Origin of the sequence: Nocardiopsis oceanisediminis (assembly GCF_048595525.1) — a bacterium.
Taxonomy (GTDB): Bacteria; Actinomycetota; Actinomycetes; order Streptosporangiales; family Streptosporangiaceae; genus Nocardiopsis_A; species Nocardiopsis_A oceanisediminis.
The window spans coordinates 811,937-837,758 of the sequence record NZ_JAFMZJ010000001.1 but is presented as its reverse complement, the minus strand read 5'-3'; the positions used below and the strand labels follow the sequence as shown (position 1 = coordinate 837,758).

Sequence of the window (25,822 nt, the reverse complement as noted above, 5' to 3'; positions counted from 1 at the left end):
CCCATGGTGATGACCTATCCCGAGTTCCGCGAGCGGCTCAAGGACCTCGGCGACCCGCCCGCCGACGAGGTGGTCCGCAAGCTGCTCGACGACGGCCAGGTCGACAGCGTCAACCGGCTGTTCCGGCAGATCTCCTCCGCCGACGACGACATCCCCGCGCAGGCCCCGCCCGTGCTGCACGAGTTCCTGGAGGCGACCCGGGACTTCCCGGACTGGATGGACCGCGGCCGGCTGCCGGACATCGCCGAGTTCTTCCGCCACCACCACATGGAGGCGTCGGGGATGCAGGCCACCGTCGGCCTGGTCGGCACCTACCTCTCCCCGATCGGCGCCTACACGCTGCACTCCACCCACCGGCTCTCGCACCAGCCGCACCGCCGGCTGTCCCAGTCGACCCGGCTGTTCATGGGCATGGGCGACTCCGACGCGTTCACCGAGCACTCCAAGCTCATCCCGACCTGCCAGAAGGTCCGCCTGGTGCACGCCGCCATCCGGGAGCTGCACCGGCGCTCCGGCCAGTGGGACTACGAGGGCATGGGCATGCCGGTGTCGCAGCTCTACACCGCCGGCGCCGCCCTGGTCTTCTCCATCGCGGTGCTGGACGGGATGGAGAACGTCGGGCTCAAGGTCGACGCGAACGAGGCCGACGGATTCGCCTACGCCTGGAAGATCATCTCGCACTTCCTGGGCGTGCCCGACGAGTTCCTCATGGAGATGGGCGACCGGCGCCAGGCCACCGAGCTGTGGCACGAGGGGCGCGAGATCGAGTGGGCCTCCAGCGAGGACGGGATCGCGCTGACCAAGGAGTGCATCGACCTGTACAGCTCGTACGTGCCGCCGGGGCTCAAGCCGGCCGTCCCCGCGTTCATGCGCAAGGCGCTCGGCGACACCTACGCCGACATGGTGGACATCCCCCGCTCCCCCTACGACATCGGGGCGAACGCCGCATCGCTGGGCACTTCGCTGCTGCAGAGCACCCCGGTCGGCAAGAACTTCGCGGTGGACGAGGTGGCCGGCGCCCTCGGCAAGGCCGTGGAGCGGGTGGCCCGCGAGGCGTTCACCCACGGGCAGGAGACCGAGCCGCAGATGAGCGACCGGATCGGCTAGCCGTCCCCCGGGCCGCCCGCGGTGCTCCGGGGCGGCCCGGGGCGGGTCAGCCGCACCCCTCGAACTGGGGGACGGAGGTGACCAGCTCCAGGCCGGTCTCGCCGAACCACTCGTCCAGGAGCTTCTCCGCGGTGCCGTCCTGGTACATCCGGGTGACCGCGCGGTTGACCTCCTCGCAGCCGCCGACGTCCTCCTTCGCGATGCCGATGCCGTACTTCTCGTTCGTGAACGGGGCGTTGACCAGGCGGAAGGCGGAGGGGTCGGAGGCGAGGAAGCCGGCCAGGATCAGGTCGTCGGTGGAGACCGCGTCGACCGTTCCGCCGGCGAGCCGGGCGACGCAGTCGCCGTAGGCGGGCTCCTCCTCCAGTTCGGCGGCGATGCCCTTCTCCTCGATGATCCGGTTGGCGGAGTTGGAGCCCTCGCCCTGGCAGAGCGTCATGCCCTCCAGGTCGCGGACGTCCTCCACGTCCTCCTCGTCCGCGCCGACCAGGATGTCCTGGTGCGCCACGTAGTAGGGGCCGGCGTAGTTCACCACGGTCTTGCGCTGCTCGGTGATGGAGTAGGTGGCGACCACCATGTCCACCTTCCCCCCGGTGATCGCGTCCTCCCGCTGGGCCGAGGTGACCCCGGTGAACTCCACGTCCTCCTCGGCGATGCCCAGGTGGCCGGCGATGTAGAGGGCGACGTCCACGTCGAAGCCCTCGAACCTGCCCTCGGAGGTCTCCAGGCCCAGCCCCGGCTGGTCGGCCTTGACCCCCACCACCAGGGAGTCCTTGCCGAGCAGGGAGGGGGTCCCGGCGAGCGCGGACGAGCAGCCGGCCAGCGGCGCCAGGCAGACCAGCGCCGCGGCGGCGGCCGTGCGGGCGGGAAGGGACGAACGGGCCGGGAGGGGCGGGCGGCGCGGTGTCGGGTCGGTCATCGGTACTCCGCCAATCGGGGGTAGGCGCCCGCGACCGCCAGGGCGGCCACCGCGAGCACCGCGGCGGGCAGGATCCAGCCCCACCCGCGCAGCCCTCGGTCGCCCGCCGCGACGGCCTCCTCGTAGGCGTCGGCGTGCATCCGGGTCAGGTCGGCCAGGGCCGACTCGTAGGCGGCGTAGGCCTCCTCCGCCTCGCCCATCCGGAACTCCGCGGCCTCGGACCGGGAGCCGTCCCGGGCGATCTCCCGCAGCTCCGCGTCGGCCTGCTGGAAGGCGAGGTAGGCGTCGAGCACGTCGGCGGCGCGCTCCCGGCCGCCGTCCTGGGACGGCTCGGCGGCCTCCAGGCCGAGCAGGCCGAGCAGCTCGGCGTCGGGGTAGGCGCCGACCGACTCCTCCAGCTGCGCGGTGTAGGCGGCCAGGTCCTCCCCCTCGACGAACACCACCGAGCGGGCGCCGTCCAGGTAGACCTGGGCGTAGGTGTCGGCCCGCTCGCCGTCGAGCAGGAACCGGCTCTGGTCGCCGTGCATGCCGGTGCTGATCGCGTGCGCCCTGGACAGCGCCAGCACCGGGTCCAGGCCGTCCTCCTTGGCGGCGCGCATCCGCTCGGCCTGGAGCAGCAGGGTGCCGGCGGCGGCCCCGGTGAGCAGCAGCGCGCCGGCGGCGGCCACCGCCACCGCCGGGTTGATCCGGCGGCGGAACCGGGTGGCGAGGTTGCGGTGGTGCCAGCCGAGGGCGGCGACGGCGGCCAGCCCGGCGGCGGCGGTCCAGCCGGCGCCGGCCAGCACCGCGGCGCGCTTCTCCTCGTAGGTGACGCGGACGGTGGCGCCGCTGTCCAGGGTCAGGTTGTAGGCCTTGGGGAGCAGCTCCAGCCGCATCAGGTCGGTGGCGTCCCGGTACAGGCCGACCGCCTCGTCCGAGGGCTCCCCGTCGTCGGTCCCGGCGGCCCGGGCCTCGGTGGCCAGCCGCTCATAGGCGCCGAGCCCGTCGATGACCTCGCGGACGTTGCGCTCCTCGGCGCCGCTGCCCTCGGCGAGCTGGGCGGCCTGCACCAGGGCGGCGCCGGCCTCGGCGCGCCTGCGGTCGTAGATCCGCTCCGCCTCCTCGGCCTGCTCGGTGCCGTCCCCTCCGATCAGCAGGATGTCGGCGGTCTGGGCGTCCATGTCGCTGAGCGCCAGGTACAGGTCGCTGGAGGCGGCGACCTTGGCCCCGGCGCCGCCCCCGATGACCTGGAAGCCCTCCCTGGCCTGGGACATCGCCGCGGCGGCCGCGGCGAACAGCAGGGCGGCGGCGGCCAGCGAGGCCAGCGCGGACAGCCGGATCCGGCCCGGGGTGCCGCTGCCCAGCCAGTGCCGGAGCACGGCCCGGGCCCGGCGCGCCCCGCGTCGGGGGGAGGGCGGTTCGGGGGCCCGCGGAGCCGGCTCCGCAGGCGGTGCGTGCGTCTGCGCCATCCGGGTCACCCCTTCTGCAGTGTGATCACGGTCCACGCGCCGACGTAGACCCGGTCGCCGTCGCGCACCTCGTACTCGCGGTGCGGCTCGATCGGGTTGTCGGTGCCGTTGATGGTGGTGCCGTTGACCGCGCCGAGGTCGACGATGCCCCAGGCGCCGCCGGGCCGGGCGAGCAGCACCGCGTGCCGGTGCGAGACGGCGACGTCCTCCGGCGGGCCGGCCAGGTCGATCTCGGGGACGATGCCGCGCCGCCTGCTGCGCCGCCCGATGTGCACCTCCGGGCGGTTCAGCGGGACGCGGCGGCGCGGGGTCTGGGCGGGGAAGGCGAGCCGGTTCGGGTCGAGCATCCCTCGGTCCGCCATGGCCTGGTAGAACGCCGGGTCGGCGGTGATCACCGCGCGCCACAGGCCGGGGACCGAGGGGCGGCTCTCGCCGGGGGCGCTCGGCCCGGAGTGGCCCTCCCGGCCGGCCGGGGGCCGGCGCGGCGGTTCGGAGGGCGGCCGCGGCCCGTCCGGGCGGACCGCGGGCAGCCGCCCGTCCGGCTGGGTGGCGTCGTCCAGGGAGAAGTCGTGGCCGCACTCCTCGCAGAACCGCCCGGCGCGCGGTGTGGCGCAGTTGGGGCAGGGCGGCCCCTCCTCCGGCCCGGCGCGGCGCGCGGCCGGGCGCGGCGCCATGCGGATACCGCAGACGTCGCAGAAGTCCGGCGCCGCGGACTGGTGCCCTGCCGGGCATCTGGGCATGGACGGTCCTCCCTCTTCCTACTCCCCCTTCGCGGACTCCCCCGCGCCCCTGGTGCGCACCGTCCGGGTGGAGTAGGTGTCGAGGGTCATCTCGTCCGCCTTCTCCACCTCCTTCTTGAGCCGGACCGTTCCGGTGGCCGGGTCGACCACGTCGACGACCCGGCCGAGCATCTCGGCGGTGGCCCGGTTCCCCGAGGCGTGCGCCAGCGCGACGGCGCGGCCGAGCCGGACGGTGGCCGACTCGTCGTCGCCCTCCCGGCGCGCCTTGAGCCCCTCCTGGATGGCGCGGGAGAGCTCCACCTGGCCGGTGTAGTGCGCGACCCGGGGGTTGATCTCGGTCGCCCTGGCCTCGTCCTCGGTCCATTCGGCGAGGACGTTGCCGGAGGCGAGCACCGCGCCGCCGGCGGAGGGGGCGACCAGCTTGACCCAGCCGGCGCGCATCTGCTGCCCGGGGGCGCCCGCCGGCACCTCGATGCACAGGTGGTACTCGCGGCTCTCCTCGCCCCAGGAGCCCAGCGGGTAGTCGGCGGTCTGCGGCCCGCTCGGGGCGGCCCGGCCGGTGAGGTCCTCCACCCCGGGGGCGACCTGCTTGACGAAGCGGACCCGGGCCGCCTTGGGCGCCCAGAGCCGGAGCGCGACGTCGGCGACGCTCTTGCCCATGGCCCGCTCGGTCAGCGCGCGGAAGTCGTCGGCCATCCGGTCCGGGTCGCGGATGAACCCGACGTCGCCGAGGAGCGCGGAGGCGATCCGGCGCAGCTCGTCGACGTTCCAGTCGGTGCCCACGCCGCGGCAGTCGCAGACGAACCGGCCGGAGCAGCGGGCCAGGATCCGCTCGAACCCCTCGGTCTGCTCGTTGTTCTGGCCGTCGGTGAGGAGCACGGCGTGTTTGAGCGCGCCCGCGCCGAACGGGGCGAAGAGCTCGTCGGCGAGGGTGAGCCAGGTGCCCATCCGGGTGCCGCCGGAGGCGTCCAGGGAGCCGACGGCCTCCTTGGCGGCGGCGCGGGTGCCCGCGTCGGCGGGGACCAGGCGGGGTTCGGCCGGGTAGACGGGCCGGGCGACGCCGGTGCCGCAGACGATGCCGAAGTGCACCCCGTCGCGGAGGGCGTCCACGGCGGCGCGGGCCGCCCGCTTGGCGGCGACGATCTTCTCGCCGTACATGGAGCCGGACCCGTCGATGATGACGACCTCGGCGGCGGGCGGCGGGCCGGCGGCGGGCCGGGGAGGGCCCGCGCCGGGGGCGGCGGCGGGCGGCGGCCCGGAGGGGCCGGCGGCGACGGTGACGATGGCGTGCACCTCGGTGCCGCCGACGGGAAGGTAGGGGTTCTGGTCCACGTCCACCCGGAAGCCGGGCGGTCCGCCGGACGCTGTGTTCACGGAACCTCCTCGGGGACGCTGATCACGACGACGGTGATGTTGTCCCGGCCCCCGGCGTCCAGGGCGAACCGCACCCCGGCGCGGGCCGCCCCGGCGGGGTCGCCGTGCGCGCCGGCCAGGACCGCGGCCAGCTCGTCGGGTTCGGGCGCGTAGTTCCACAGCCCGTCGGAGCAGATCGCGATGGCCCCGGGGCCGCGCGGCTCGACCGTGACGACGTGCCCGTCCACCTCGCCGGAGTCGGCGCCGAGCCAGGCGGTGATGGCGTGCGCGTAGAGCGACTCCTCGGCCTCCTGGGCGGTGAGCACGCCCGCCTCCACCATGGCGGTGCTCCACGAGTCGTCCCGGGTGAGCCGGCGGGCGGGCCCGGGGGCGCCCGGGCCGGGCAGCCAGTAGGCGCGGCTGTCGCCGATCCAGCCGATGGTGACCGGGCCGCCGCCCTCCGGCATCGACGCCGACACGTAGGTGCAGGCGGGCGCGCCGTCCGGGCCGGCGAGCGCGGCGACGGCCGCGGCCGCCCGGGTCAGCCCGGCCGCGGCGGCCTCCCGGTGGTCCGCGCCGCCGCGCAGCGCCTCGGCGACGGCGGCCGCGCCGGTCTCCGCGGCGACCAGGGACGCGTCGTCGGACCGCGGCGAGGAGGACACCCCGTCGCAGACCACCCCGATCATCGCGGGCGAGCGCGAGCCCGGGGTGAGCATCGCCATCGCGTCCTCGTTCCGCTCGTGGCGCAGGCCGCGGTCGGTGACGCCGGCGATGGGCCCCAGCGCCGCCTCGATCCGGTCCCGCTCGGCGGGCTCGTGCTCCGGCTCCGGTTCGGGCTCGGGCGGGTCCTCGCCGAGCCGGTGGCCGCAGTTCTCGCAGTACTCGTCTTCGCTGCCGATCACGTCATCACAGGCCGGGCAGGTCAGCAGCACCTCCGCTCCCGCCCCGGCCTCCTCCCCGTTCATAGTCTTACGCCTTTCCACGGGCGGGGGAGGCCCGGTGTCGTTCGCTCGTCCCGCGACGGCCCCGGTGCCGCGGCCCTGTCAGCGCGCATTGGCGGGGCCGCGGCGCCGGGGCCGTCGCGGAGGGGGCGGGGGTGCGGGGCGGGGGTCATATCCAGGTCCTCGGGCGGCGGGCGTTGGCGCGGTCGACCAGCCTCCTGCGCTCGGCGGGGTCGGTGGCGGTGCGGGCCAGGGCGCGGTAGGTGCGCTCCAGGTTGCGGCGGAGGCCCTCCTCGTCGAGGTCGTCGCCGAGCAGCCGGACCGGGCGGGCCGGGGCGCCCCCGGCCAGGGTCCACTCCAGGGCGGTCTCCAGGACCCGGGTGCGGAGCCGGTCGCCGACCGCGCCCTGCAGCCCGAGGCGCTCCAGCCGGCGGCCGGCCTCGGTCAGGTCGGCCTCGCCGAGCGCCCCTTTCCCGTCCGCGGCGACCTGGGCGGCGACCGCCGCGGTCTGCGCGGCGGTGTACAGGCTGGACAGCTCGGGCACGGTGTCCAGGACCTGGGCGGCCCCGCCCCGGTCGCCCTGGGCGAGCCGGATCCGGGCCAGCCGGAACGCGGCGCCGACGTAGGAGCGGTCGGTGGTCCAGACGGTGTCCAGCAGCCGGGCCGCGGTGTCCGGTTCGCCGGTGCGCTCCAGGCAGGCGGCGAGGCCGAGCTTGGGGGCGGCCTCCCCGGGCAGGTGGGCGTAGAGCTCGTCGAAGCGGTCCCGGGCGTGCGCCCAGTCGCCGAGCCGGACCGAGGTCAGCGCGTCGTACCAGTGGGTCCGCCAGTCTCCGGGCATGCGCGCCTCGAACTCGGCGAGCGGCCTGGCGGCCTCCTCCGCGCGGCCGGACAGGATCAGCGCCCGGGCCAGCATCAGCCGGGTCTCCGGGGTGGGCGAGGGGGCGGCCTCCAGGGTGGCGACCAGCTCCTCGGCGCGGCCGGCGGCCAGCCCGCCGAGCAGGCCCGCCGCCGGGTCGGCCGGGTCGACCAGCGGGACCGGGAGGGTCGCGGCCAGGCCGGCCGGGGAGTCCGGTTCGAGCAGGGCGTCCGGGGCGCCGCCGGCGCGGACCTCGGGGGCGGCGCCGGACAGGAACCGCTCCGGCCCGAACAGGGCGGACGGCGCCGGGTGGGCCTGCCCGGAGTCGAGCGAGAGGACCTCCCGGAGCACCCCGGTGAGCTGGTCGGACATGTCGCCGGCGCTGTGGAACCGGCTGTCGGGCTCGGGGTGGGTGGTGCGCAGCAGGAAGCGGTGGTAGGACTCGTAGGCCTCGAAGACCGGGGCCTGCGCGGGGTCGGGCAGGGTGTGCGGGTGCTCCCGGGTGAAGCTGAACCGGGTGCTGAGCACCGCCATGGTCCGGCCGACCGTGTACAGGTCGGAGGAGACGGTGGGGCCCAGTTCGCGCAGCTCGGCCTCGGGGACCCGGTAGCCGGGGGTGGTGTAGACGGGGGTGACCGCGTCCTCGATGCGCCGTACGCCGCCCAGGTCGATGAGCTTGATCTGCTCCTCGCTCTGGATCACGTTGTCCGGTTTGAAGTCGCAGTAGAGCAGGCCCTTGGCGTGCAGGTGGTCCAGGGCCCGCAGCACCTCCAGCGCGTAGGCGATGACCTGCGCGACCGGCAGGCTCGCGGAGTCCGACTCGCGTTCGCGCAGCTCCACGATGAGGTCGCGGAGCGATTTGCCGCCGACGTACTCCATCACGATGTGGCCGACCGGCACCCCGGTGCGCGGGTCCGGGTGCTGCACGAAGTTGATGATCTTGACGATGTTGGGGTGCTCCACCTCGGCGAGGAAGGAGCGCTCCGCCGCCGCGGTCTTGTGCGCCTCGGCGTCGCCGCTGTTCAGCAGGCCCTTGAGCACCACCCAGCGGTCGCTCACGTTGTGGTCGCGGGCCAGGTGGATCCAGCCGAGCCCGCCGTGCGCCAGGCAGCCCAGCACCTCGTACTGGCCGGCGACCAGGTCGCCCTTGCGGAGCTTGGGGGTGAAGGAGAACTCGGTGCCGCAGGCCCGGCAGAACCCCTCGGTGCGGCCGGGGCGGTCGCCTCGGGAGCGGCCGACCTTCTCCCCGCAGTTGCCGCAGAACCGGTTCTTCTCCGCGACGGCCGGGGCGGGCATCACCGCCGTGGCCGGGTCCCGGTAGGGCACCGGCGGGACCTGGACCAGGCCCAGCCCGAGCATGCCGCGCCGGCTCGACCCGGTGCGGCGGCTCACCCGGCCGGAGGGGGTGCTGCGGCCGGCCAGCCGGCCCGAGGGGCCGCTCACCGGGGAGGGCCGCGACCCGGCCCGGGTGGCGGGGCGGCGGGCGGCCGGGGAGGGGTGCGAGGGGTGGCCCGGCCCCGGCGCCGGGCGGGGCACCCGGGGCGCCGGAGCGGCGGTGGGCGCCGACCCGGGGGCGGAGCCGGAGGCCGACCCGGGGGCGGAGCCGGAGGCCGGCCCGGGGGCGGGGCCGGGGGCGGGTCCGGACGGTGCCGGGGGCGCGGGCGGGGCGGGGGGCGCCGCGCCGGCCGCGGCCGGCGACCGGGACGGGGCCAGGCCGCACACCGTGCAGAAGCCGTCCTCGACGGTCCCGCCGCACGCCCGGTCGGTGCAGGTGGTCATCGGGGCGTCCCTCCTCTCCCCCGGGCGGCCGGCGCCTCGGGGCCCTCCGGCGCCGCGGCGGCGCTCCGGTAGGCGGTGATCGCCGCTTCGGCCGCCGCCAGGTCGCACGGGGCGGACCAGAGCAGGTCGTGCGCGGCGCGCAGCAGCCGCGCCGCCTCGGGGTCCTCGGCGCGGCCCAGCCGGACCGCTTTCATCCGGTAGGCGTCCAGCCGGCCGCGGAGCTCGGCGCGCCGGGCGAGCAGGCCGGCGTCGGCCCGCTCGCAGCGGCGCGCCGCCTCGGCGGCGGCGCGGGCGTCCCGCCGCACCGCGTCGGCGGCGGCCGCCAGCTCGGTCCAGCGCCCGTCGCGGTGGAGCCGGTCCAGGTCGGCGAGGCGGCCGCGCAGGCCGGCGGTGTCCGGCGGACCGGCCGGGGCGGGGCCGGCGATCCGCGCGCCGGTGCGGTCCCGGCCCCGGCGGGCGGCCTCGGCGGCGGCGTCGGCCTCGGCGACCTCGGCGGCGAGGCCGGCGCGGAGGGCGGGGAAGCCGGTGCGGGCGCGCTCCGCGGCGCGCACCGCCTCCAGCATCCGGGCCGCGGCGGCGTCGAGCCGGTCCAGGCGGGCGGTGTCGGCGCCGCCGCCGAGCGGGTCGGTGCGGGCCGCGGCGGCGGCCGCGGCGACCCCGGCGGCGAGCGCGTCCCGGCCCGGGGCGGGGCCGGTCCGGCCGGCCTCGGCGCCGGCCTCGGCGAGCGCGGCCTCCAGCCGCTCCACCCGGGGCAGCAGCTCCGCCCAGGCCGCGTCGATCGCGGTGACGGCGGCGGCCCCGGTGTCGTAGGCGGCGCTCATCCGCCGGACCGCCGCGGCGAAGGTGTACCGCTCCGGTTCCGCGCCGAGCAGGCCGGCGTCGCCGGCGGCCGCCTCGGGCCGGGCCAGTTCGACGGAGGGGCCGCGGAGCAGCTCGGCGAGCGCGGCGGGGTCGTCCCGGACCGCCTCGGCCCGGGAGGCGGCGTGCCCGTAGGCGTCGAAGAGGCGCCAGAGCAGGGCGAGTTCGGCGCGGCCCCGCTCCCAGCGCTCCCGGGTGGCGCCGGTCAGCTCGGCGCCCTGGAGCAGCCGGTGGGCGACGCCGCGGTCGAGTTCGACGAGGACGGCGGCGACGCGGTCGCGCACGTGGAGCACCCCGTCCAGCGTGCGCGTGTCCACCACCGCCTCTGCCACCCCCTTGCCGGGAGCCCTCGCCCCGGTCGCCCGAGACGCCCGATGCCCATGAGTCTCAGCCAGCCGAACCCCCTGGACAAGGGGCCCTGCGGCGTTCGGCCGCCTGTGGCCAGTCCCGAACCGGAGCCCTGCGGCGAGCGCCCTCAGGGCGATGATCTTGACCCTGCTGAGGAACAAAAGGTGCCCAGCCCAGGCCCGGCGCCCCACGGGGCCGAGGTTCAAGCAGGTAGCGAAGGCGGGGAGGGCGTGCCGGCTGGTCGGTCAAGCGCGGCGCTTCACGGGGTGCAGGTTCAGACGGGCGGCGACGGCGAAGGTAGGGCCGGGGCGGACGCGGTCGCCCGGGCGCGGCGCCCCACGGGGCCGAGGTTCACGCAGGCGGCGACGGCAACGGTAGGGGCGGGGTGCAGGCCTCGCCCGGGCGCGCGCCCCACGGGGCCGGGGTTCAGACGGGCGGCGAGGGCGGGAGGGGGCCGGGCGCCGCGTTCACCGGCCCGGCCCGCGCCACCCAGGGGCCGTATCCCATATGCCGGGTTCGCGGCGGGAATCGGGCAGGGGCCGGGCGCCCTGCGCACCCCGGCGGCACCCCGATTACATCTACCAGCGAGTAGTAAGCCCCGAAGCCCCAATACCCCCTCACTGGTTACCCAGAGTGGTCAAAGTGGGCCCTCCTCGCAGAGCAAAAGCGACATCTCGCCCCCGCCTCTGCCCTTCCCGGGTTCCGGCCCTCTGCTTTGCGGCCTTGCGGGTGCTCGAACCCCCGATCACCGGCCCGGTCAGGGCGATTCGGGCCTCCCGGGGGCCGATCCGGGCCGGGATGCGCGCCCGGGAATCACCGGGGTGCTCTCGCGGTGCGCAGGGCACCCCACCCCGCCATCACCGTGCGTATTCGCCCAGGCCAGAGGAGTGTGGCGGTTTCGAAGGCGGCCGGCCCCGGCGCCCGGGGCGGCACGGGAACGGCGATCCCGCCCCTACCCCACCCCTGCCGCCCCGACCCGCCCCGCCGCACCCGACCGACCAGCCGGTTCCCCTCTCCCCGCCCTCGCCGCCCGCTTGAACCCCCGCCCCCGCGAGAGGCCGTGCCCGGGCGACCACCTGCACCCCGCCCCCACCTTCGCCGTCGCCGCCCGTCTTGACCTTCGCTCTGCGGGGTGCCGCGCCCGACCGACCAGCCGGTTCCCCTCCCTGCCGTCGCCGCCCGCTTGAACCTTCGCTCCGTGGGGAGCCGCGCCCGGGCGACCACCTCCGCCCCGCCCCCACCACCGCCTTCGCCGCCCGCTTGAACCCCCACCCCGTGAGACGCCGCACCCGATCGACCGGTCGGCCCGCCCTCCTGCCCTCGCCGCCCGCCTGGCCCCCCACCCCGTGAGGCGCAGCGCCGGTGGGAAGGGGGGTCAGGAGAGCCAGCCGGGGCGGACCACGCCGGATTCGTAGGCGATCACCACCAGCTGGGCGCGGTCCCGGGCGCCGAGTTTGGTGAGGACCCGGCTGACGTGGGTCTTGGCGGTGGCGGGGCTGACCACCAGGCGCCGGGCGAGCTCCTCGTTGCTCAGCCCGGCGGCGACCGCGGAGAGCACCTCGCGCTCCCGCTCGGTGAGGCTGTTCAGCCGGGGGGCGGGCGGCGGCTCCTTGATCCGGCCGGCGAACTCGGAGATGAGCCGGCGGGTGACCGAGGGCGCCAGCAGCGCGTCGCCGCGGGCGACCACCCGCACCCCGTGGATCAGCTCCATCGGCTCGGTGTCCTTGACCAGGAACCCGGCGGCGCCGGACTTCAGCCCGCCGTAGACGTACTCGTCCAGGTCGAAGGTGGTGAGGATGACGACCCGGACCCCGGAGAGCCGGTCGTCGGCGGCGATCCGGCGGGTGGCCTCCAGGCCGTCGACGCCGGGCATCCGGATGTCCATCAGCACCACGTCGGGCCGCTCCCGGGCGGCCAGCGCGACCGCCTCCGCGCCGTCGGCGGCCTCGCCGACCACCTCGATGTCGCCCTCGCCCTCCAGCATCGACCGGAACCCGGCGCGGACGAGGGTCTGGTCGTCGGCGATCACCACGCGGATCATTCTCGGCCTCCCGGGTCGGGCCGGGACGGGGCCCGGCGGGCGCCCCCATACTGCACCACCCGGCGGCGGCGCGCAGGCGTGCGGACGGGTCATCCTCCGGTCGTGTCCGCACCCCCGGTGGGCAGCTCGGCCCGGACCAGGAAGCCGCCGCCGGGGCGGGGCCCCGCGCTGAGCCCGCCGCCGAGCGCGGCCGCCCGCTCGCGCATCCCGCGCAGCCCGTTGCCCTCGGCGGGCGTCCCCGCGCCGCCGGTGCCGTCGTCGGCGACCTCCACGGTCAGCGCGCCGGGCGCGTGCCCGACGGCCACCCGCACCGAGGAGGCGCCGGCGTGCCGGCGGACGTTGGCCAGCGCCTCCTGCACGATCCGGTAGGCGGCCAGGCCCGCCTGCGCGGAGGGCGCCGGGTCGGGTTCGCCCCGGACGGTGAGGGTCGCGTCCAGCCCGGCCCGGCGGGCCGCCTCGACCAGCTCCCCGATCCGGCCGGCGGTGGGGGCGGGGTCGACCGGCGCGCCGCCGGCGCCGTCCTCGTCGACCTGGCGCAGCACCCCGAGGGTGGCGCGCACCTCGCGCAGCGTCTCCTTGCTGGTGTCCTTGATCGCCTCCAGCGCGGCGTAGGCCTGCTCCGGGTCGCGCCGGTGCGCGGCGGCCGCGGCCTGCACGTTGATCAGCGAGATGTCGTGCGCGATGACGTCGTGCAGCTCGCGGGCGATGCGCATCCGCTCCTCGGTGGCGCGGCGCCGGGCCTCCTCCTCGCGGGTCCGCTCGGCCTCCGCGGCGCGCTCCTCGACCTCCCGCAGGTAGGCGTTGCGGCTGCGGGCGATCTCGCCGAGGGCCAGCACCACCGCCATCCACGCCGCGATGGCCAGGGTCCGCCACAGCTGGAAGTCGAAGAGCTCGCCCACCGCGAACGCCGCGAGGGCGATCAGCAGGGTGGCGTCGGCGGCCGTCCGGTTCCGCGCCGAGGCGAGCAGCACCACCGCGGCGACCAGCAGGGACCACGGCAGCCAGCTGTCGGTGGCGCCGAAGATGTAGTAGAGCGGCAGGGAGAGCCCGACGACCGCGGCGGTGGCGAAGGGGAAGCGGTCCAGCACCGCGATCGACGCCGAGCCGGCGAGCAGCAGCGCGACGACGTGCGGCTGGACGGCGGCGCCCCGGGCGGTGGCGAACACGGCCTCGCCGAGCAGCAGCGCCGCCGCGAGCAGCACCGCGCAGGCGATGTTCAGCCGCCGCCCGGTCAGCCGGTACGACCACGGCCTCTCCCTCTCGGGCCGGCCCTCCGCCATGGCGTCTCCCTCCCCCGCTCCGCGCGGTCCGGGTGAAACGCTATGCGGCCGGGCGGGCGGGCGTCGTCGGCCGGCGGTCGACACCCCCGCTACACCCGGAGCGGTACGCCGGGGTCAGGCCGCGGGGCCGGGCGTGCCGCGGAGCTTGCGCAGCCGCAGGCTGAGGAAGATCAGCACGATGCCGAAGAAGACCGCGTAGACGCCGATGATCAGCGCGATGGCCACCGCGCCGCCCAGCGGCCAGAACCACAGCAGCAGGCCGAAGCAGACCGAGAGCACGCCGCTGAGGATGTACAGCCACTCGCCGGTGATCTCCTTGCGCAACCGGACCGCCGCGGCGATCTCGACGACGCCGGTGATCACCGCCCAGGCCCCGATGAGGACGGTGAGCACGACGACGGTGGCCACCGGCCAGAGCAGCGCGGCGATGCCGAGCAGGATGCCGACCACCGCCTCCACCACCAGCGGGACGCGGCTCCCGGAGTCGGCCTGGACCGCGTGGACGCCGGCGAGCACCCCGTCGACCAGGGCGTAGGCGCCGAACAGCAGGGCCAGCACGAGGGCGGTCATCTCCGGCCAGAAGAGCGCGAGCAGCCCGAAGAGCACCGCGGCGGCGCCGCGCACGGTCAGGACCCACCAGTTCCGGCTCAAGAAGTCGAGCATGGTCGAGAGGTGCCCGCTCCCTTCCGGGACGATCACCAACGGAAGGGAAAATCTCACTCAAAGTGACGCTGGAAGCGCGAAGAGTGCGGTGGGCGGCGTCCTCCGCCGCCCACCGCACCCGGTGGCACCGCTCGGCCCGCCGCCCGCTCCGGGGCGGCGCGGCTCACCCCTGGCCGGGGTAGGCGCGCTCGGTCGGGCCGGTGTAGAGCTGGCGCGGGCGGGCGATCCGGGTCGCCGGGTCCTTGCGCTGCTCCCGCCAGTGCGCGATCCAGCCGGGGAGCCGGCCGAGCGCGAAGAGCACGGTGAACATGTTGGTCGGGAAGCCCATCGCCCGGTAGATGACGCCGCTGTAGAAGTCGACGTTGGGGTAGAGCTTGCGGTCGGTGAAGTAGGAGTCCTCGAGGGCCTTGCCCTCCAGCTCCAGGGCGAGCGCGAAGAGCTCGTCCGGCCGCTCCTGGCGGGCCAGGATGTCGGCGGCCAGGCCCTTGATCTCGCGGCTGCGCGGGTCGAAGTTCTTGTAGACCCGGTGGCCGAAGCCCATCAGGCGGGTCTTGGACTCCTTGTCCTTCACCTTGGCGAGGAAGGAGTCGATGTCGCCGCCGAGGTCGCGGATCTCCTCCAGCATCTCCAGGACGGCCTGGTTGGCGCCGCCGTGCAGCGGGCCGAACAGGGCGTTGATGCCGGCCGAGACGCTGCCGTAGATGTCGGCGTCGGAGGAGCCGACGACGCGCACCGTGGCGGTGGAGCAGTTCAGCTCGTGGTCGGCGTGGAGCAGCAGGAGCAGGTCGAGCGCCTTGGCGTAGAGCGCGTCCAGCTCGCTGTCGCCGCTGCCGTCGCCGAACAGCATGTGCAGCAGGTTGCCGACGTAGTCCAGGGACGGGTCCGGGGCGATCGGCTCGGCCCCGATGGAGCGGCGGTAGATGTGCGCGGCGATCGTCGGCAGCTTGGCCAACAGCCGGATCGTGGCGCTCTCGACCTGGCCGTCGTCCTTGGGGTCGGCGCTGTCGGCGTAGTAGGCGGCCAGCGTGTTGACCGCGGCGGCGAGGAGCGTCATCGGGTGCCCGTTGCGCGGCAGCGCGTCGAGCAGGGCGCTCATCTCGGCGGGGATCTCGGCGTTGGCGCTGAGCTGCTCGCCGAACTCCTTGAGGTCGCCGGGGGAGGGGAGCTCGCCGCGGATGACGAGGTAGGCCACCTCCAGGAACGAGCTGTGCTTGGCCAGATCCTGGATCGGATAGCCGCGGTAGCGGAGGATGCCGGCGGCACCGTCGATGTAGGTGATCTCCGACCGGCAGGATGCGGTGTTGCCGAAACCGGGGTCGAGAGTGGTCATCGAGGCGCCCGAAAGCAGGTTCTTGACGTCGATGGCCTGGTCGCCCTCGGAACCGGTCAGCAGCGGGAAGGTCTGTTCCCCGCCGTCGTACCGCAGCTCGACCGTGCGCCCTTTGCCGTCTTCACTCATGCCCGAGCCAACCTTTCAAGCCTTCCAGGCGGGGTGCGGGGGCGTGCGGAGGGGTGCCCTCCGCCACGCTTTCGGTACTGACTTTGTTCCCTTTTATTAAACTCCAGTGAAGTAAAATCATACAATTCTCACGCATTAACGAACAGGTGACGTGAGACACACCGGAAGCAGTACCCGGATTCATCGTACTGTAAATAAATGCAAGTTTTTACGCACGCAGGATGAGCCGGTCGTCACGCGACGGCAACGCCGTGCCCGGTCCGAGGTCGCCGGCCTCGGCTCGGCGCCCCTGTGAAACTTCCCACCGAGGGAGTCCTTCCCAGCTCGGCGGGGAGAATCGTGATGATTCCGTATGTCATTCGTCGCCGTTCACTCATGCGCACATCCGTGCGCGGAGTGCGCGCGGCGCGTCATTCGCCCGGATCGACCCCGCCGGCCAGCAGCGGCTCCATCACCATGTCGGGGTGCTCGCGCTCGATCACCCGCAGCCGCCACTTGTTGTGCACCAGCATCAGCAGTTCGCCGTCGCTGCGCCGCCGCAGCACCTCGGCCCCGGACAGCCCGTGCAGCACCGGCGCGCATTCGGGCGTGGTGCGCCGGGCCAGCGAGTAGTCCAGGTGCGCCAGGTCGATCGGCGCCCGGAACTCCTCGGCCATCCGGTGGGCCACCACCTCGAACTGGAGCGGGCCGACCGCGGCCAGCACCGGCGCCTGCTCCCCGCGCACGTCGGAGGAGAGCACCTGGACCACGCCCTCGCTGTCCAGCTGGGCGATGCCGCGCTGGAACTGCTTGTAGCGGCCGGCGTCGACGGCGCGGGCCACCGCGAAGTGCTCGGGGGCGAAGCTGGGGATGGGCGGGTAGGCGACCTTGGGGCCGTCGTAGAGGGTGTCGCCCACACTGAGCGCGGCCGCGTTGATCAGCGCGATGACATCGCCGGGGAAGGCGGTGTCGATGGTGGAGCGCTCCGAGCCGAACACCGCCTGGGTGTACTTGGTGGCGAAGGGGCGGCCGGTGGCGCCGTGGGTGAGCACCATGCCGCGGTCGAAGCGGCCCGAGGAGATGCGCACGAAGGCCATCCGGTCGCGGTGCGCCCGGTCCATGCCGGCCTGCATCTTGAACACCTGGCCGGAGAAGGGCGCCTCCACCGGGCGCGCCCGGCCCTCGGTGTCGGCCTTGGGCGCGGGCGGCGGGGCCAGCCGGACCAGGGTCTCCAGCAGCGCGCCCACCCCGAAGTTGGGCAGCGCGGCGCCGAACAGCAGCGGCGAGGACTCCCCGGCCAGGAACGACTTCTCGTCGTAGACCGCGCCGATCTCGCCGAGCAGCTCGATCTCCTCCTGCGCCTGGGTCCAGGCGGCGCCCTCCTCCGCAGCGGCCTGCCCGGCGCCGACGAACTCCTCCTCGGCCTTGGCCGCCCCGCCGGGGGCGCGGCGGAACCGGGTGAAGCCGGCCCCGGCCGACTCCTCCCCCTCGGTCAGGTCGAGCAGGCCGCGGAAGTCGCCGGCGATGCCCACCGGCCAGTTCAGCGGGGTCGGGCGCAGACCGATCCGCTGCTCGATCTCGTCCATCAGCTCCAGCGGCTCGCGGCCGGGCCGGTCCCACTTGTTGACGAAGGTGATGACCGGCATCTTCCGCGCCCGGCACACGTCGAACAGCTTCAGCGTCTGCGGCTCCAGGCCCTTGGCCGAGTCCAGCAGCATCACCGCGCAGTCCACCGCCGACAGCACCCGGTAGGTGTCCTCGGAGAAGTCCGCGTGGCCGGGGGTGTCCAGCAGGTTGAGCACCGTGTCCCGGTAGTCGATGCGCAGCGCCGCGGAGGTGATGGAGATGCCGCGGGCCTGCTCCATGTCCATCCAGTCGGAGGTGACCCCGCGCCGGTCGCCCTTGCCGTGCACCGCGCCGGCCGAGGTGATCGCCGCGGCGTGCAGCGCCAGCGCCTCGGTCAGCGTCGACTTGCCCGCGTCCGGATGGGAGATCACCGCGAACGTGCGCCGCCGCGACGCCTCCGCCGCCGCCTCGGTGGACCCGCTCTTCGCCGCCTCGTTCGCCGCCGTACTCACCGGAGGTCGTCTCCCAGTCCTGATCGCGCTGCACCGCCCCCGCGAATCTACCCGCCTCTAACCTCGGTCGCAGCCGTCCGGCGCAAGCGCCTCGCGCACCCTGTCCAGGACCTCCGAGGCTCCGGCGCCGCTCGGATAGACCGCGACGAGCACCCTTGCCGGCTCCGGGGCGGCCGGGGTCCCGCCGTCCCGCAGCCGCGCGCCGAGCCCTTCGGTGACCAACGCCATCGCGGCGTCCAGCCGGTCCCAGGGCACCGGCCGCTCCGGGGCCCGCAGCCAGGAGCGGAGCACGTGGTTGTGCGCGGCGATGACCGCGGCCGCGACCGCCTCGGCGGCCAGCGCGCGGTCCCCGTCGCTCTCCCCCCGGGCCAGGTGCCGGCTGAACGCCGCCTGGTAGCGGGCGGTCATCGCGACCTCCCGGTCGCGCAGCCGCGGGACGGCGCGGACCAGGCGGAACCGGGGGACGGTGATCTCCGGGGTGGAGGCGTAGCCCTGGAAGACCATCCGGGCCGCGGCGGTGACCGCGGCGACCGGGTCGCCCTCCGGTGCGGCGGCCAGGTAGCGCCGGACCGCGGCGAACACCTCCTCCAGCTCGGCGAAGAGGATGTCCTCCTTGGTGCCGAACCGGCGGAACAGGCTGCGCCGGCTCAGCCCGGCGGCCTCCGCGATGTCGCCCATCGTGGTCTGCTCGTAGCCGGCCTGCTCGAACAGGCGGACCGCCGCCGCCACCACGTCGTGCCGCTCCGGCCGGGCGCCCCGCCCCGGCTCCGCCGCCTCCGACATGCCTGCCCCCCGATTCCGTCGCCGTCCTCCTGCATCACCTATGCTGACACTGAATGCCACAGTTCGGCACCACGTGCCACGCGAGCCCGGCCCGGAGGCGAGGAAGACATGAGCTTCGACCTGTTCACCACGACCGAGGAGCATGAGGAGCTGCGGGCGGCGGTGCGCGCCGTGGCCGAGGACAAGATCGCCCCGCACGCCGCCGAGGTGGACGAGAAGAGCGCGTTCCCGCAGCAGGCCTACGAGGCGCTGCGCGCCACCGACTTCCACGCCCCGCACATCCCGGAGGCCTACGACGGGGTCGGCGCCGACGCCCTGGCCACCTGCATCGTCATCGAGGAGGTGGCGCGCGCCTGCGGGTCGTCCTCGCTCATCCCCGCGGTGAACAAGCTCGGCACCATGCCGCTCATCCTGGGCGCCTCGGAGGAGGTCAAGCAGCGCTACCTGGCCCCGGTCGCCCGCGGCGAGGCGATGTTCTCCTACGGGCTGTCCGAGCGGGAGGCCGGCTCGGACACCGCGAGCATGCGCACCCAGGCGGTCCGCGACGGCGACTCCTGGGTGGTCAGCGGGCAGAAGTCGTGGATCACCAACGCCGGCGTCAGCGAGTACTACACGGTGATGGCGGTGACCGACCCGCAGGGCAAGCGCGGCTCCAACGTCACCGCGTTCGTGCTGCACGCCGACGACGCGGGCTTCACCCTGGGCGAGCCGGAGCGCAAGCTCGGCATCAAGGGCTCCCCCACCCGCGAGCTCTTCTTCGACGGCGTGCGCATCCCCGACGACCGCCGGGTCGGCGAGGTCGGCGAGGGACTCAAGATCGCGCTGCGCACCCTGGACCACACCCGGGTCACCATCGGCGCCCAGGCGATCGGCATCGCCCAGGGCGCGCTGGACGCCGCGGTCGCCTACGTCAAGGAGCGCAAGCAGTTCGGCAAGGCCGTCGCCGAGTTCCAGGGCGTCCAGTTCATGCTCGCCGACATGGCGATGAAGCTGGAGACCGCCCGCCAGATGGTCTACGCGGCCGCCGCCAAGTCCGAGCGGAACGACTCCGACCTGTCCTTCTTCGGCGCCGCGGCCAAGTGCTACGCCTCCGACGCGGCCATGGAGATCACCACCGACGCGGTCCAGCTCCTCGGCGGCGCCGGATACGTCAAGGACTTCCCGGTCGAGCGGATGATGCGCGACGCGAAGATCACCCAGATCTATGAGGGCACCAACCAGATCCAGCGCCTGGTGATGGCCCGCCAGCTGCTCAAGTAGCGGCCGGAGAGACAAAAAAGCCCTGGTCACGCCCTCTTCCCGGAGGACGCGACCAGGGCTGCACCACTCCCCTCTCCTCCACCGCCGGAGCAGGGTCGGAGGGCCGTGCTCCGCCGGGCCGCGGCACCGGTCCCGGGGCCGTGTCGGTGCGGGCGGGCGGGGGCCGGCCGGGTGAGGATGAGGGGGCGGTGCGGGGGCCTCCCGCGCCGCCGGCCCGGTGCGCAGGGGGTGCCCGGGCCCGGGTTCCTCAGCGGCGGCGGGCCCGCCGCTCACCAGGGGGCGAGGGAAGATGGCCAACCCGTACGACGTCGAGCGGAGCTGGCCCGAGTACTTCCTGGAGCACCGCAGGCTCACCGTGGACCGGCAGGGCACCTACCGGTGCGGGGACCTCCCGGTGTGGAACGTCTACTGCCCCGGCGGCCACCTGGGCGGCAGCACGGTGATCGAGGGCGACGACGGCCTGATCGTCTACGACACCGGGGTGAACCTCGAAGCGGGCGGGATCATCGCGGCCGAGATCAGGAAGGTCTCGGACAAGCCGATCCGCGCGGTCTTCTACTCGCACCACCACACCGACCACTACAACGGCACGGCCGCGCTGGTCTCCGCCGAGGACGTGGAGTCCGGCGCGGTGGACGTCTACGCCTGGGAGAACTTCCCGGCCGAGCGGGCGAACGAGTTCGGCGAGATCGCGGACCGCCAGGCGATGGGCGTCGCCTACTACGGCGGCGCCTTCCTCGGCCCGGAGGAGAGGCACCACCACGGCATCGGAACCGTCCCCGCCGGCGGGGACGCCGGGTACATCCCCCCGACCAGGCTGCTCTCCGGCGACGAGACGCTGACCATCGCCGGCGTGGAGCTGCGCGCCTTCTACACCGGCGGCGAGGCCATCAGCGAGTTCGGCGTCCACATCCCCGCCTACGACATGGTGGTCATCGCCGACGAATTCCTCACCGGGATCCCCAACATGCACACGATCCGGGGGTCCAAGCCGCGGGTGCCGGACAACTACACGGCCGCCCTGGACCGGGTCCGGGAGATCCGCCCGGAGTGGCTGCTCGGCTCGCACATCATCCCGATGCGGGGCAAGGAGCGGATCTCCGAGGCGGTCACCAAGTACCGCGACGCCGCGCAGTACCTGTGGGACCAGTCGATCCGGCTGATCAACAAGGGGTACACCCCGGTCGAGCTGCAGCACGCCCTCAAGGAGCTCCCCGAGGAGGTGCTGGACCCCCCGTTCACCGTCCCCTCCTACGGGGTCCCGTTCACCGCCGTGCCCGAGTTCTTCACCGGCTGGGTGAGCTGGTTCAGCGGCGACGCGACCGACATGCTCCCCTCGCCGCCCGCGGTCCGGGCGCGGCGCTTCGCCGAGCTCATGGGCGGGGTGGAGCGCGTGCTGGAGGCCGCCAAGGAGCACCACCGCGGCGGCGAGCACCAGCTCGCCGCCGAGCTCGCGCAGCTCGCCCTGCGCGCCGCGCCCGGGGACGAGGACGCCCGGCTGGTCAAGGCCGCCGCCCTGCGGGCCATCGGGTACCGGCAGGTCAACCCGATCGCCCGGTCCTGGTACCTCACCGGCGCCCTGGAGCTGGAGCACGCGATCGACCCCGGCGCGGCGCTGACGCGGATCGGCGGGATGATCGCCGCCTCGCAGACCGGGGCCGAGACGGTGCGCGGCTGGCGGTACCGGCTGGACCCGGAGAAGGCCGCGGGGCGCACGCTCGCCGTCGTGCTGCGCTTCACCGACACCGGGGACGAGGTGACGCTCAGGGTCCGGCACCGGATCCTCGCCGCCGAGGACGGGCCGGCGGAGGAGCGGGACGCCCTCGTCGAGGCCGGAGCCGACGTGCTCGCCTCGGCCCGGGTCCTGGAGGGCGACCCGGGCGCCTGGGACGCCCTCACCGGGATGCTGGACCTGGAGGCCGTCGGCTTCTCCATGCACATGAGGTGAGGGCGGACGGCCCGGGGCGGGCGCGCGCCGGGAGGGGCACCGCCGGTGCCGGGCGGCCCGGATGCGGCCCCCTGCTTCCCCGCCGGACTGCCCGTGCTCGCCCCCGCGGAACGAGCGCGGACAGCCGTCAGATACCGATCACCCGGACAGCGGAGCCGCAGAGCCGGGACAGGTCGCCGACGTCCGAGGTGAGCAGGGTGACAGGAGGCCGCTGCCGCAGAGCCGCCTCGGCGACCATCGCGTCGATCGCGCAGCGGTGGCCGTGCAGGCCGGCCTCTTCGAGCAGCGCCGCAGCCGCACGGGCCGCGTCCCTGGTCAGGTCTTCGACCCTGAGACGGGAGAGGACCCAGTTCATCCGAGCGGGCCGGACCCTTCCATGCTGCACCTCGATGACGGTGGCCGCGCTGATGACCAGGGCACGGTCCTGCCGCTTCGCGGCATCGACGAGCAGCATGACCTTCCGATCGCTCTCCAGGTAGCCGGCCAGCCCCGCGGAATCGAGGACGAGAGTGCCCTTCACGCCGCTTCCCCGGGCAGCCGCGCCTCACCCGACAGCGCGTCATCCGCCCAGGCGCGCTCCTCGTCCGTGAACCTCCCATGCTCCTCCTGGTACTCCTCCAGGTCCCGGGCGATCAGTTCGCCGCGCAGCCGGTGCTCGACGGCCTCTGCGACATAGGCGGAGAACTCGCGCTTGCCCGTGATGGCGCGCACGGCCTCTGCCGTTCCCTCCGGAAGGGAGAGGCTCACTCTGACGGCAGGGCCGTCACCCACGGGGTACTCGTCATCAGCCATGCAAGGAGAGTATCAAAGGGATTGGGAATCACTTTCGGCGAACTCTCTGCCACCCGATGCGCATCTCGCGTGCGCGGCTCGCAGGCCGGGCGCCGGTCCGCGTTCCCATCCGGATGATCGGGGTACTGCCTCAGGGGCACTGAAAGCGCAGAAGAGGAGAACATGAGAGTTCTGTGGGTGTTCGCGCATCCGGAGCCGAGGTCGCTGAACGGTTCGCTGCGCGACGCGGGCGTCGCCGCGCTGCGGGAGCACGGGCACGAGGTGCGCGAGTCCGACCTGTACGCGATGGGCTGGGACCCGGTGGTGCGGGCCGCCGACTACGGCCACGACCCGGCGGAGCGGCTGGACGTCGGGGCGGCCTCGGAGCGGGCCCTCCGGGAGGGGCTGCTGAGCCCGGACGTCGTCGCCGAGCAGGAGAAGCTGGCCTGGTCCGACACCGTGGTGGTGCAGTTCCCGCTCTGGTGGTACGGCCTGCCGGCGATACTCAAGGGCTGGTTCGACCGGGTGTTCGTCAAGGGGTTCGCGTTCGGGCTGCACGACCCGGTCACCGGGCGGGCGATGCGCTACGGGGAGGGGCCGCTGGAGGGCAGGCGGGTGCTCCCGGTGGTCACGATCGGCGCGCGGGAGTCGTCGATCGGGCCGCGCGGGGTCAACGGCGACCTGGAGCAGCTGCTCTTCCCGCTCACCCACGGGACGCTCTGGTACACCGGCATGGCGCCGCTCCCCCCGTTCCCGGTCCACTCCGCGGACCGGGCGAGCGCCGAGGACGCCGAGCGGGCGGCCAAGGCCCTGGTGGACCGGGTGCTGTCGGTCCCGGAGGCCGAACCGCTGCCGTTCCGCCGGCAGAACGGCGGCGACTACGACGACGACCTGGTCCTCCGCCCGGACCTCGCCCCCGGCCGCACCGGCCTGGACGTGCACCTGGACCGGTAGCGGGGCCGGTGGCGGAGCAGGCCCGGAGGGCCCGGGGGCGGGCGCCCCGCCCGCCCCCGGGCGGCGCGGGCGCCGTGCCCGCCGATGCCGGGCGGAGCGAAACGCCCCGTCCGCCCGGCGGGCGGCGCAGGCGCCCGCGGTGCGGACGGCGGCGCGCCCCGGCCGGGGCCCGGCGGCCGCTCAGCCGTCGCCGGGGCGGTCGGTCTGGAAGACCAGGACCAGGGAGCGCAGCGCGAGCACGAACCCGACGAAGAGCAGGGTGTAGCCGAAGAAGGCGTAGAGCGGGAGCGCGGGGGCGACCATCGGGCCGGTGTCGGCGGTGATCAGGAGGATCGCGCCGAGGACCGCGGTGGCGGCCAGCAGGGCGAGGACGGTCTGGCGGACCAGTCCGGTGGCGAAGCCGCGGTCCCGCCGGTCGGCGAACGGGCGGATGCCGACGGTGAACCGGCCCTGCTCCAGGTCCTGGGTGATCTTGTCCAGCCGGCGGGGCAGCCGCTCCAGGGCGGGCAGCATCGCGGCGAGCCGCCGCTCCAGGGCGGCCCGCACGTCGGTGCCGCCGAGGGTCTCGCCGGCGAGCAGCCGCCCCTGCCGGCGGGCGGCCTCGACCAGGTCGAGGCCGGGGCTGATCGCGGCCAGGGTGCCCTCCAGTGCGGCCAGGGCGCGGAAGGCCGCGGCGATCTGCGGCGGCACCGAGAAGCCGTGCCCGAGGATGAGCGGGAGCAGCCGGGAGAACATGTCGGCGCTCCCCCGCCCGCCGAGGCCGCCGGAGAAGCGGACCATGAGCTGGCCGACCTCCCGCTCCAGCCGCCGCTCGTCCAGCTCGTCGGGGCGGTCCAGCAGGTCGATGAGGGCATCGGCGGCGGCGGCGGAGTCGTCCCGCTCGATGGCCATCAGCAGCAGGCCGAGCGAGGTGCGGGCGCCGCCGTCCAGCCGCCCCACCGAGCCGAAGTCGAGCATGGCGGGCTCGCGGTCCGGGCCGATCAGGATGTTGCCCATGTGCAGGTCGGCGTGGAACACCCCGGTCACGGTGATCTGCCTGAGCACCTCGCCGACCAGGCGCTCGGCGAGCTCCCGGCGCTCCTCGGCGGTGAAGCCGGCGAGCAGGTCGGCGGCGCCGCCGACCGGGGTGCCGTCGATCCGCTCCATCACCAGCAGGGTCCGCGAGGAGTACTCGGGGCGGGGCGCGGGCACCCGGATGCCGCCGGCGGCCGCGATGGCGCGCATGTTGTCCAGCTCGACGGTGTAGTCGAGCTCCTCCTCCAGGGAGTCGGCGAACCCCTCGGCGAGCCGCCGCACGCCCAGCGCCGCCCCCCAGGCGGTGCCCCGGTCCAGCCGGCGGCCGAGCCGGAGCAGGATGTCGACGTCCGCCTCGACCTGGCGCTGCGCCCCGGGGCGCTGCACCTTCACCACCACCCGCTCGCCGTCGAGCAGCTCGCCGGCGTGCACCTGGGCGACCGAGGCCGCGGCGAGCGGCTCGGGGTCGATCGAGGCGAACACCTCGCCGACGGGCCGGCCCAGCGCCCCCTCGATCGCGGCCTCGATCCGGGGCCAGGGCTCCGGGTCGGCCGCGGTCTGCAGCCGGGAGAGCTCCCGGACGAAGACGTCGGGCACCAGGTCGGGGCGGGAGGAGAGCATCTGGCCGAACTTGATGAAGGCGACCCCGGCCTCGTTCAGCGCGGCGGTCAGCGACCGGGCGGTCTTGGCCATCCCCTGCGCCGGCGCGGTCCGCCTGCGGCCGCGCAGGTAGGCGCCGAGCCCGTGCTTGGCCGCGATGGCGGTGATCTGGGCGTACCGGCGGGCCCGCCGCAGCCGCGAGCGCCACCCGGTGAACAGCGCGCGCACCGGCGGCAGCGTCCCGGTGGGCAGGAAGATCTCCAGCAGCACCAGGACGACCAGTCCGCCCAGGAAGGTCCAGGCCATGGCGAGGACCGGCAGCACGATGTAGGGGAGCGGGTCCCCCTGGGCCGCCTCCGGGCCCGTTTCCAGGCCGGAGGAGGTGAGCACCCCGTAGACCGCGCCGTAGGCGCTGGCCAGCACCGCGAACCCGACCACGATGACCCGCGGCCAGCCGATGGGCACCCCGAGCACCCGGCGCGCCAGGCCGCCGCTCGCCAGGATCAGCACCAGGTAGAGCAGGGCGGCGATGACGGCCATGCCCGCGTTCCTCCGCTCGTCGGGGACGGTCCGGAGCTCAGCATCGCACAGCCGGGAGAGGCCGCCGCCCCCTCGTCCACCGCCTGTGGACGGCGCGCTCCCG

General features: G+C 75.0%; 20 protein-coding genes. 4 read left to right on the top strand and 16 right to left on the bottom strand.

Features of this window, described 5'->3' with window-relative positions; translation table 11 throughout:
• The first annotated feature begins 3 nt into the window (after positions 1 to 3).
• Positions 4 to 1,107 (top strand): oxygenase MpaB family protein, encoded by a 1,104-nt coding sequence (locus J0910_RS03915; RefSeq protein ID WP_420157136.1) that lies wholly within the window; start codon positions 4 to 6, stop codon positions 1,105 to 1,107.
• 46 nt (positions 1,108 to 1,153) lie between these two features.
• On the opposite strand, the gene J0910_RS03910 is transcribed toward J0910_RS03915, so the two are convergent.
• The 13 genes from J0910_RS03910 to J0910_RS03850 form a co-directional block, all read right to left on the bottom strand.
• Positions 1,154 to 2,026, bottom strand: coding sequence for a glutamate ABC transporter substrate-binding protein (locus J0910_RS03910; RefSeq protein ID WP_420157135.1), 873 nt, complete (start codon positions 2,024 to 2,026; stop codon positions 1,154 to 1,156).
• Complete coding sequence (locus J0910_RS03905) at positions 2,023 to 3,474, bottom strand: hypothetical protein (protein ID WP_420157134.1); 1,452 nt, start codon at positions 3,472 to 3,474, stop codon at positions 2,023 to 2,025. The genes J0910_RS03910 and J0910_RS03905 overlap by 4 nt, the downstream gene beginning before the upstream one ends.
• Before the next feature lie 5 nt (positions 3,475 to 3,479).
• The gene (locus J0910_RS03900; RefSeq protein ID WP_420157133.1) at positions 3,480 to 4,214 is read right to left on the bottom strand and encodes an FHA domain-containing protein; all 735 of its coding nucleotides are present in this window, start codon (positions 4,212 to 4,214) and stop codon (positions 3,480 to 3,482) included.
• Between the two features lie 18 nt (positions 4,215 to 4,232).
• Positions 4,233 to 5,588 (bottom strand): vWA domain-containing protein, encoded by a 1,356-nt coding sequence (locus J0910_RS03895; RefSeq protein ID WP_420157132.1) that lies wholly within the window; start codon positions 5,586 to 5,588, stop codon positions 4,233 to 4,235.
• The gene (locus J0910_RS03890; RefSeq protein WP_420157131.1) at positions 5,585 to 6,532 is read right to left on the bottom strand and encodes a PP2C family protein-serine/threonine phosphatase; all 948 of its coding nucleotides are present in this window, start codon (positions 6,530 to 6,532) and stop codon (positions 5,585 to 5,587) included. Before J0910_RS03890 ends, J0910_RS03895 begins: the two co-directional genes overlap by 4 nt.
• 145 nt (positions 6,533 to 6,677) lie before the next feature.
• Positions 6,678 to 9,143 carry a serine/threonine-protein kinase gene (locus tag J0910_RS03885; RefSeq protein WP_420157130.1) on the bottom strand — a complete coding sequence of 822 codons (2,466 nt, stop codon included), beginning with the start codon at positions 9,141 to 9,143 and terminating at the stop codon, positions 6,678 to 6,680.
• On the bottom strand, positions 9,140 to 10,318 hold the full coding sequence (locus J0910_RS03880; RefSeq protein WP_420157129.1) for an ATP-binding protein: 1,179 nt from the start codon (positions 10,316 to 10,318) through the stop codon (positions 9,140 to 9,142). Before J0910_RS03880 ends, J0910_RS03885 begins: the two co-directional genes overlap by 4 nt.
• Positions 10,319 to 11,724: 1,406 nt before the next feature.
• Complete coding sequence (locus J0910_RS03875) at positions 11,725 to 12,390, bottom strand: response regulator (protein ID WP_420157128.1); 666 nt, start codon at positions 12,388 to 12,390, stop codon at positions 11,725 to 11,727.
• Positions 12,391 to 12,479: 89 nt separating this feature from the next.
• Positions 12,480 to 13,670, bottom strand: coding sequence for a sensor histidine kinase (locus J0910_RS03870; protein ID WP_420157127.1), 1,191 nt, complete (start codon positions 13,668 to 13,670; stop codon positions 12,480 to 12,482).
• Positions 13,671 to 13,784: 114 nt separating this feature from the next.
• Positions 13,785 to 14,369, bottom strand: coding sequence for an HdeD family acid-resistance protein (locus tag J0910_RS03865; protein ID WP_420157126.1), 585 nt, complete (start codon positions 14,367 to 14,369; stop codon positions 13,785 to 13,787).
• 127 nt (positions 14,370 to 14,496) lie between these two features.
• The gene (locus J0910_RS03860) at positions 14,497 to 15,792 is read right to left on the bottom strand and encodes a citrate synthase (RefSeq protein WP_420157125.1); all 1,296 of its coding nucleotides are present in this window, start codon (positions 15,790 to 15,792) and stop codon (positions 14,497 to 14,499) included.
• A gap of 410 nt (positions 15,793 to 16,202) precedes the next feature.
• Positions 16,203 to 17,849: a peptide chain release factor 3 gene (locus tag J0910_RS03855; protein ID WP_420157124.1), complete on the bottom strand. Its 1,647-nt coding sequence runs from the start codon at positions 17,847 to 17,849 to the stop codon at positions 16,203 to 16,205.
• A gap of 57 nt (positions 17,850 to 17,906) precedes the next feature.
• A complete protein-coding gene (locus J0910_RS03850; protein WP_420157123.1) occupies positions 17,907 to 18,632 on the bottom strand; it encodes a TetR/AcrR family transcriptional regulator in 726 nt (241 codons plus the stop codon).
• Positions 18,633 to 18,740: 108 nt separating this feature from the next.
• Between J0910_RS03850 and J0910_RS03845 the strand changes: the two genes are divergently transcribed.
• Positions 18,741 to 19,892: an acyl-CoA dehydrogenase family protein gene (locus J0910_RS03845; protein WP_420157122.1), complete on the top strand. Its 1,152-nt coding sequence runs from the start codon at positions 18,741 to 18,743 to the stop codon at positions 19,890 to 19,892.
• Between the two features lie 289 nt (positions 19,893 to 20,181).
• Entirely contained in the window at positions 20,182 to 21,840 is a 1,659-nt protein-coding gene (locus J0910_RS03840) for an alkyl sulfatase dimerization domain-containing protein (protein ID WP_420157121.1), read from the top strand.
• Positions 21,841 to 21,967: 127 nt separating this feature from the next.
• Here the strand turns inward: J0910_RS03840 and J0910_RS03835 are convergent, their stop codons facing one another.
• Both J0910_RS03835 and J0910_RS03830 read right to left on the bottom strand, forming a co-directional pair.
• Complete coding sequence (locus tag J0910_RS03835) at positions 21,968 to 22,360, bottom strand: DNA-binding protein (RefSeq protein ID WP_420157120.1); 393 nt, start codon at positions 22,358 to 22,360, stop codon at positions 21,968 to 21,970.
• Positions 22,357 to 22,551, bottom strand: a complete 195-nt coding sequence (locus J0910_RS03830) for a hypothetical protein (RefSeq protein ID WP_420157119.1) — start codon at positions 22,549 to 22,551, stop codon at positions 22,357 to 22,359. The genes J0910_RS03835 and J0910_RS03830 overlap by 4 nt, the downstream gene beginning before the upstream one ends.
• A gap of 243 nt (positions 22,552 to 22,794) precedes the next feature.
• Between J0910_RS03830 and J0910_RS03825 the strand changes: the two genes are divergently transcribed.
• Entirely contained in the window at positions 22,795 to 23,565 is a 771-nt protein-coding gene (locus J0910_RS03825; protein ID WP_420157118.1) for an NAD(P)H-dependent oxidoreductase, read from the top strand.
• A gap of 180 nt (positions 23,566 to 23,745) precedes the next feature.
• Here the strand turns inward: J0910_RS03825 and J0910_RS03820 are convergent, their stop codons facing one another.
• Positions 23,746 to 25,719 carry an ABC1 kinase family protein gene (locus tag J0910_RS03820; protein WP_420157117.1) on the bottom strand — a complete coding sequence of 658 codons (1,974 nt, stop codon included), beginning with the start codon at positions 25,717 to 25,719 and terminating at the stop codon, positions 23,746 to 23,748.
• Between the last annotated feature and the right edge of the window lie 103 nt (positions 25,720 to 25,822).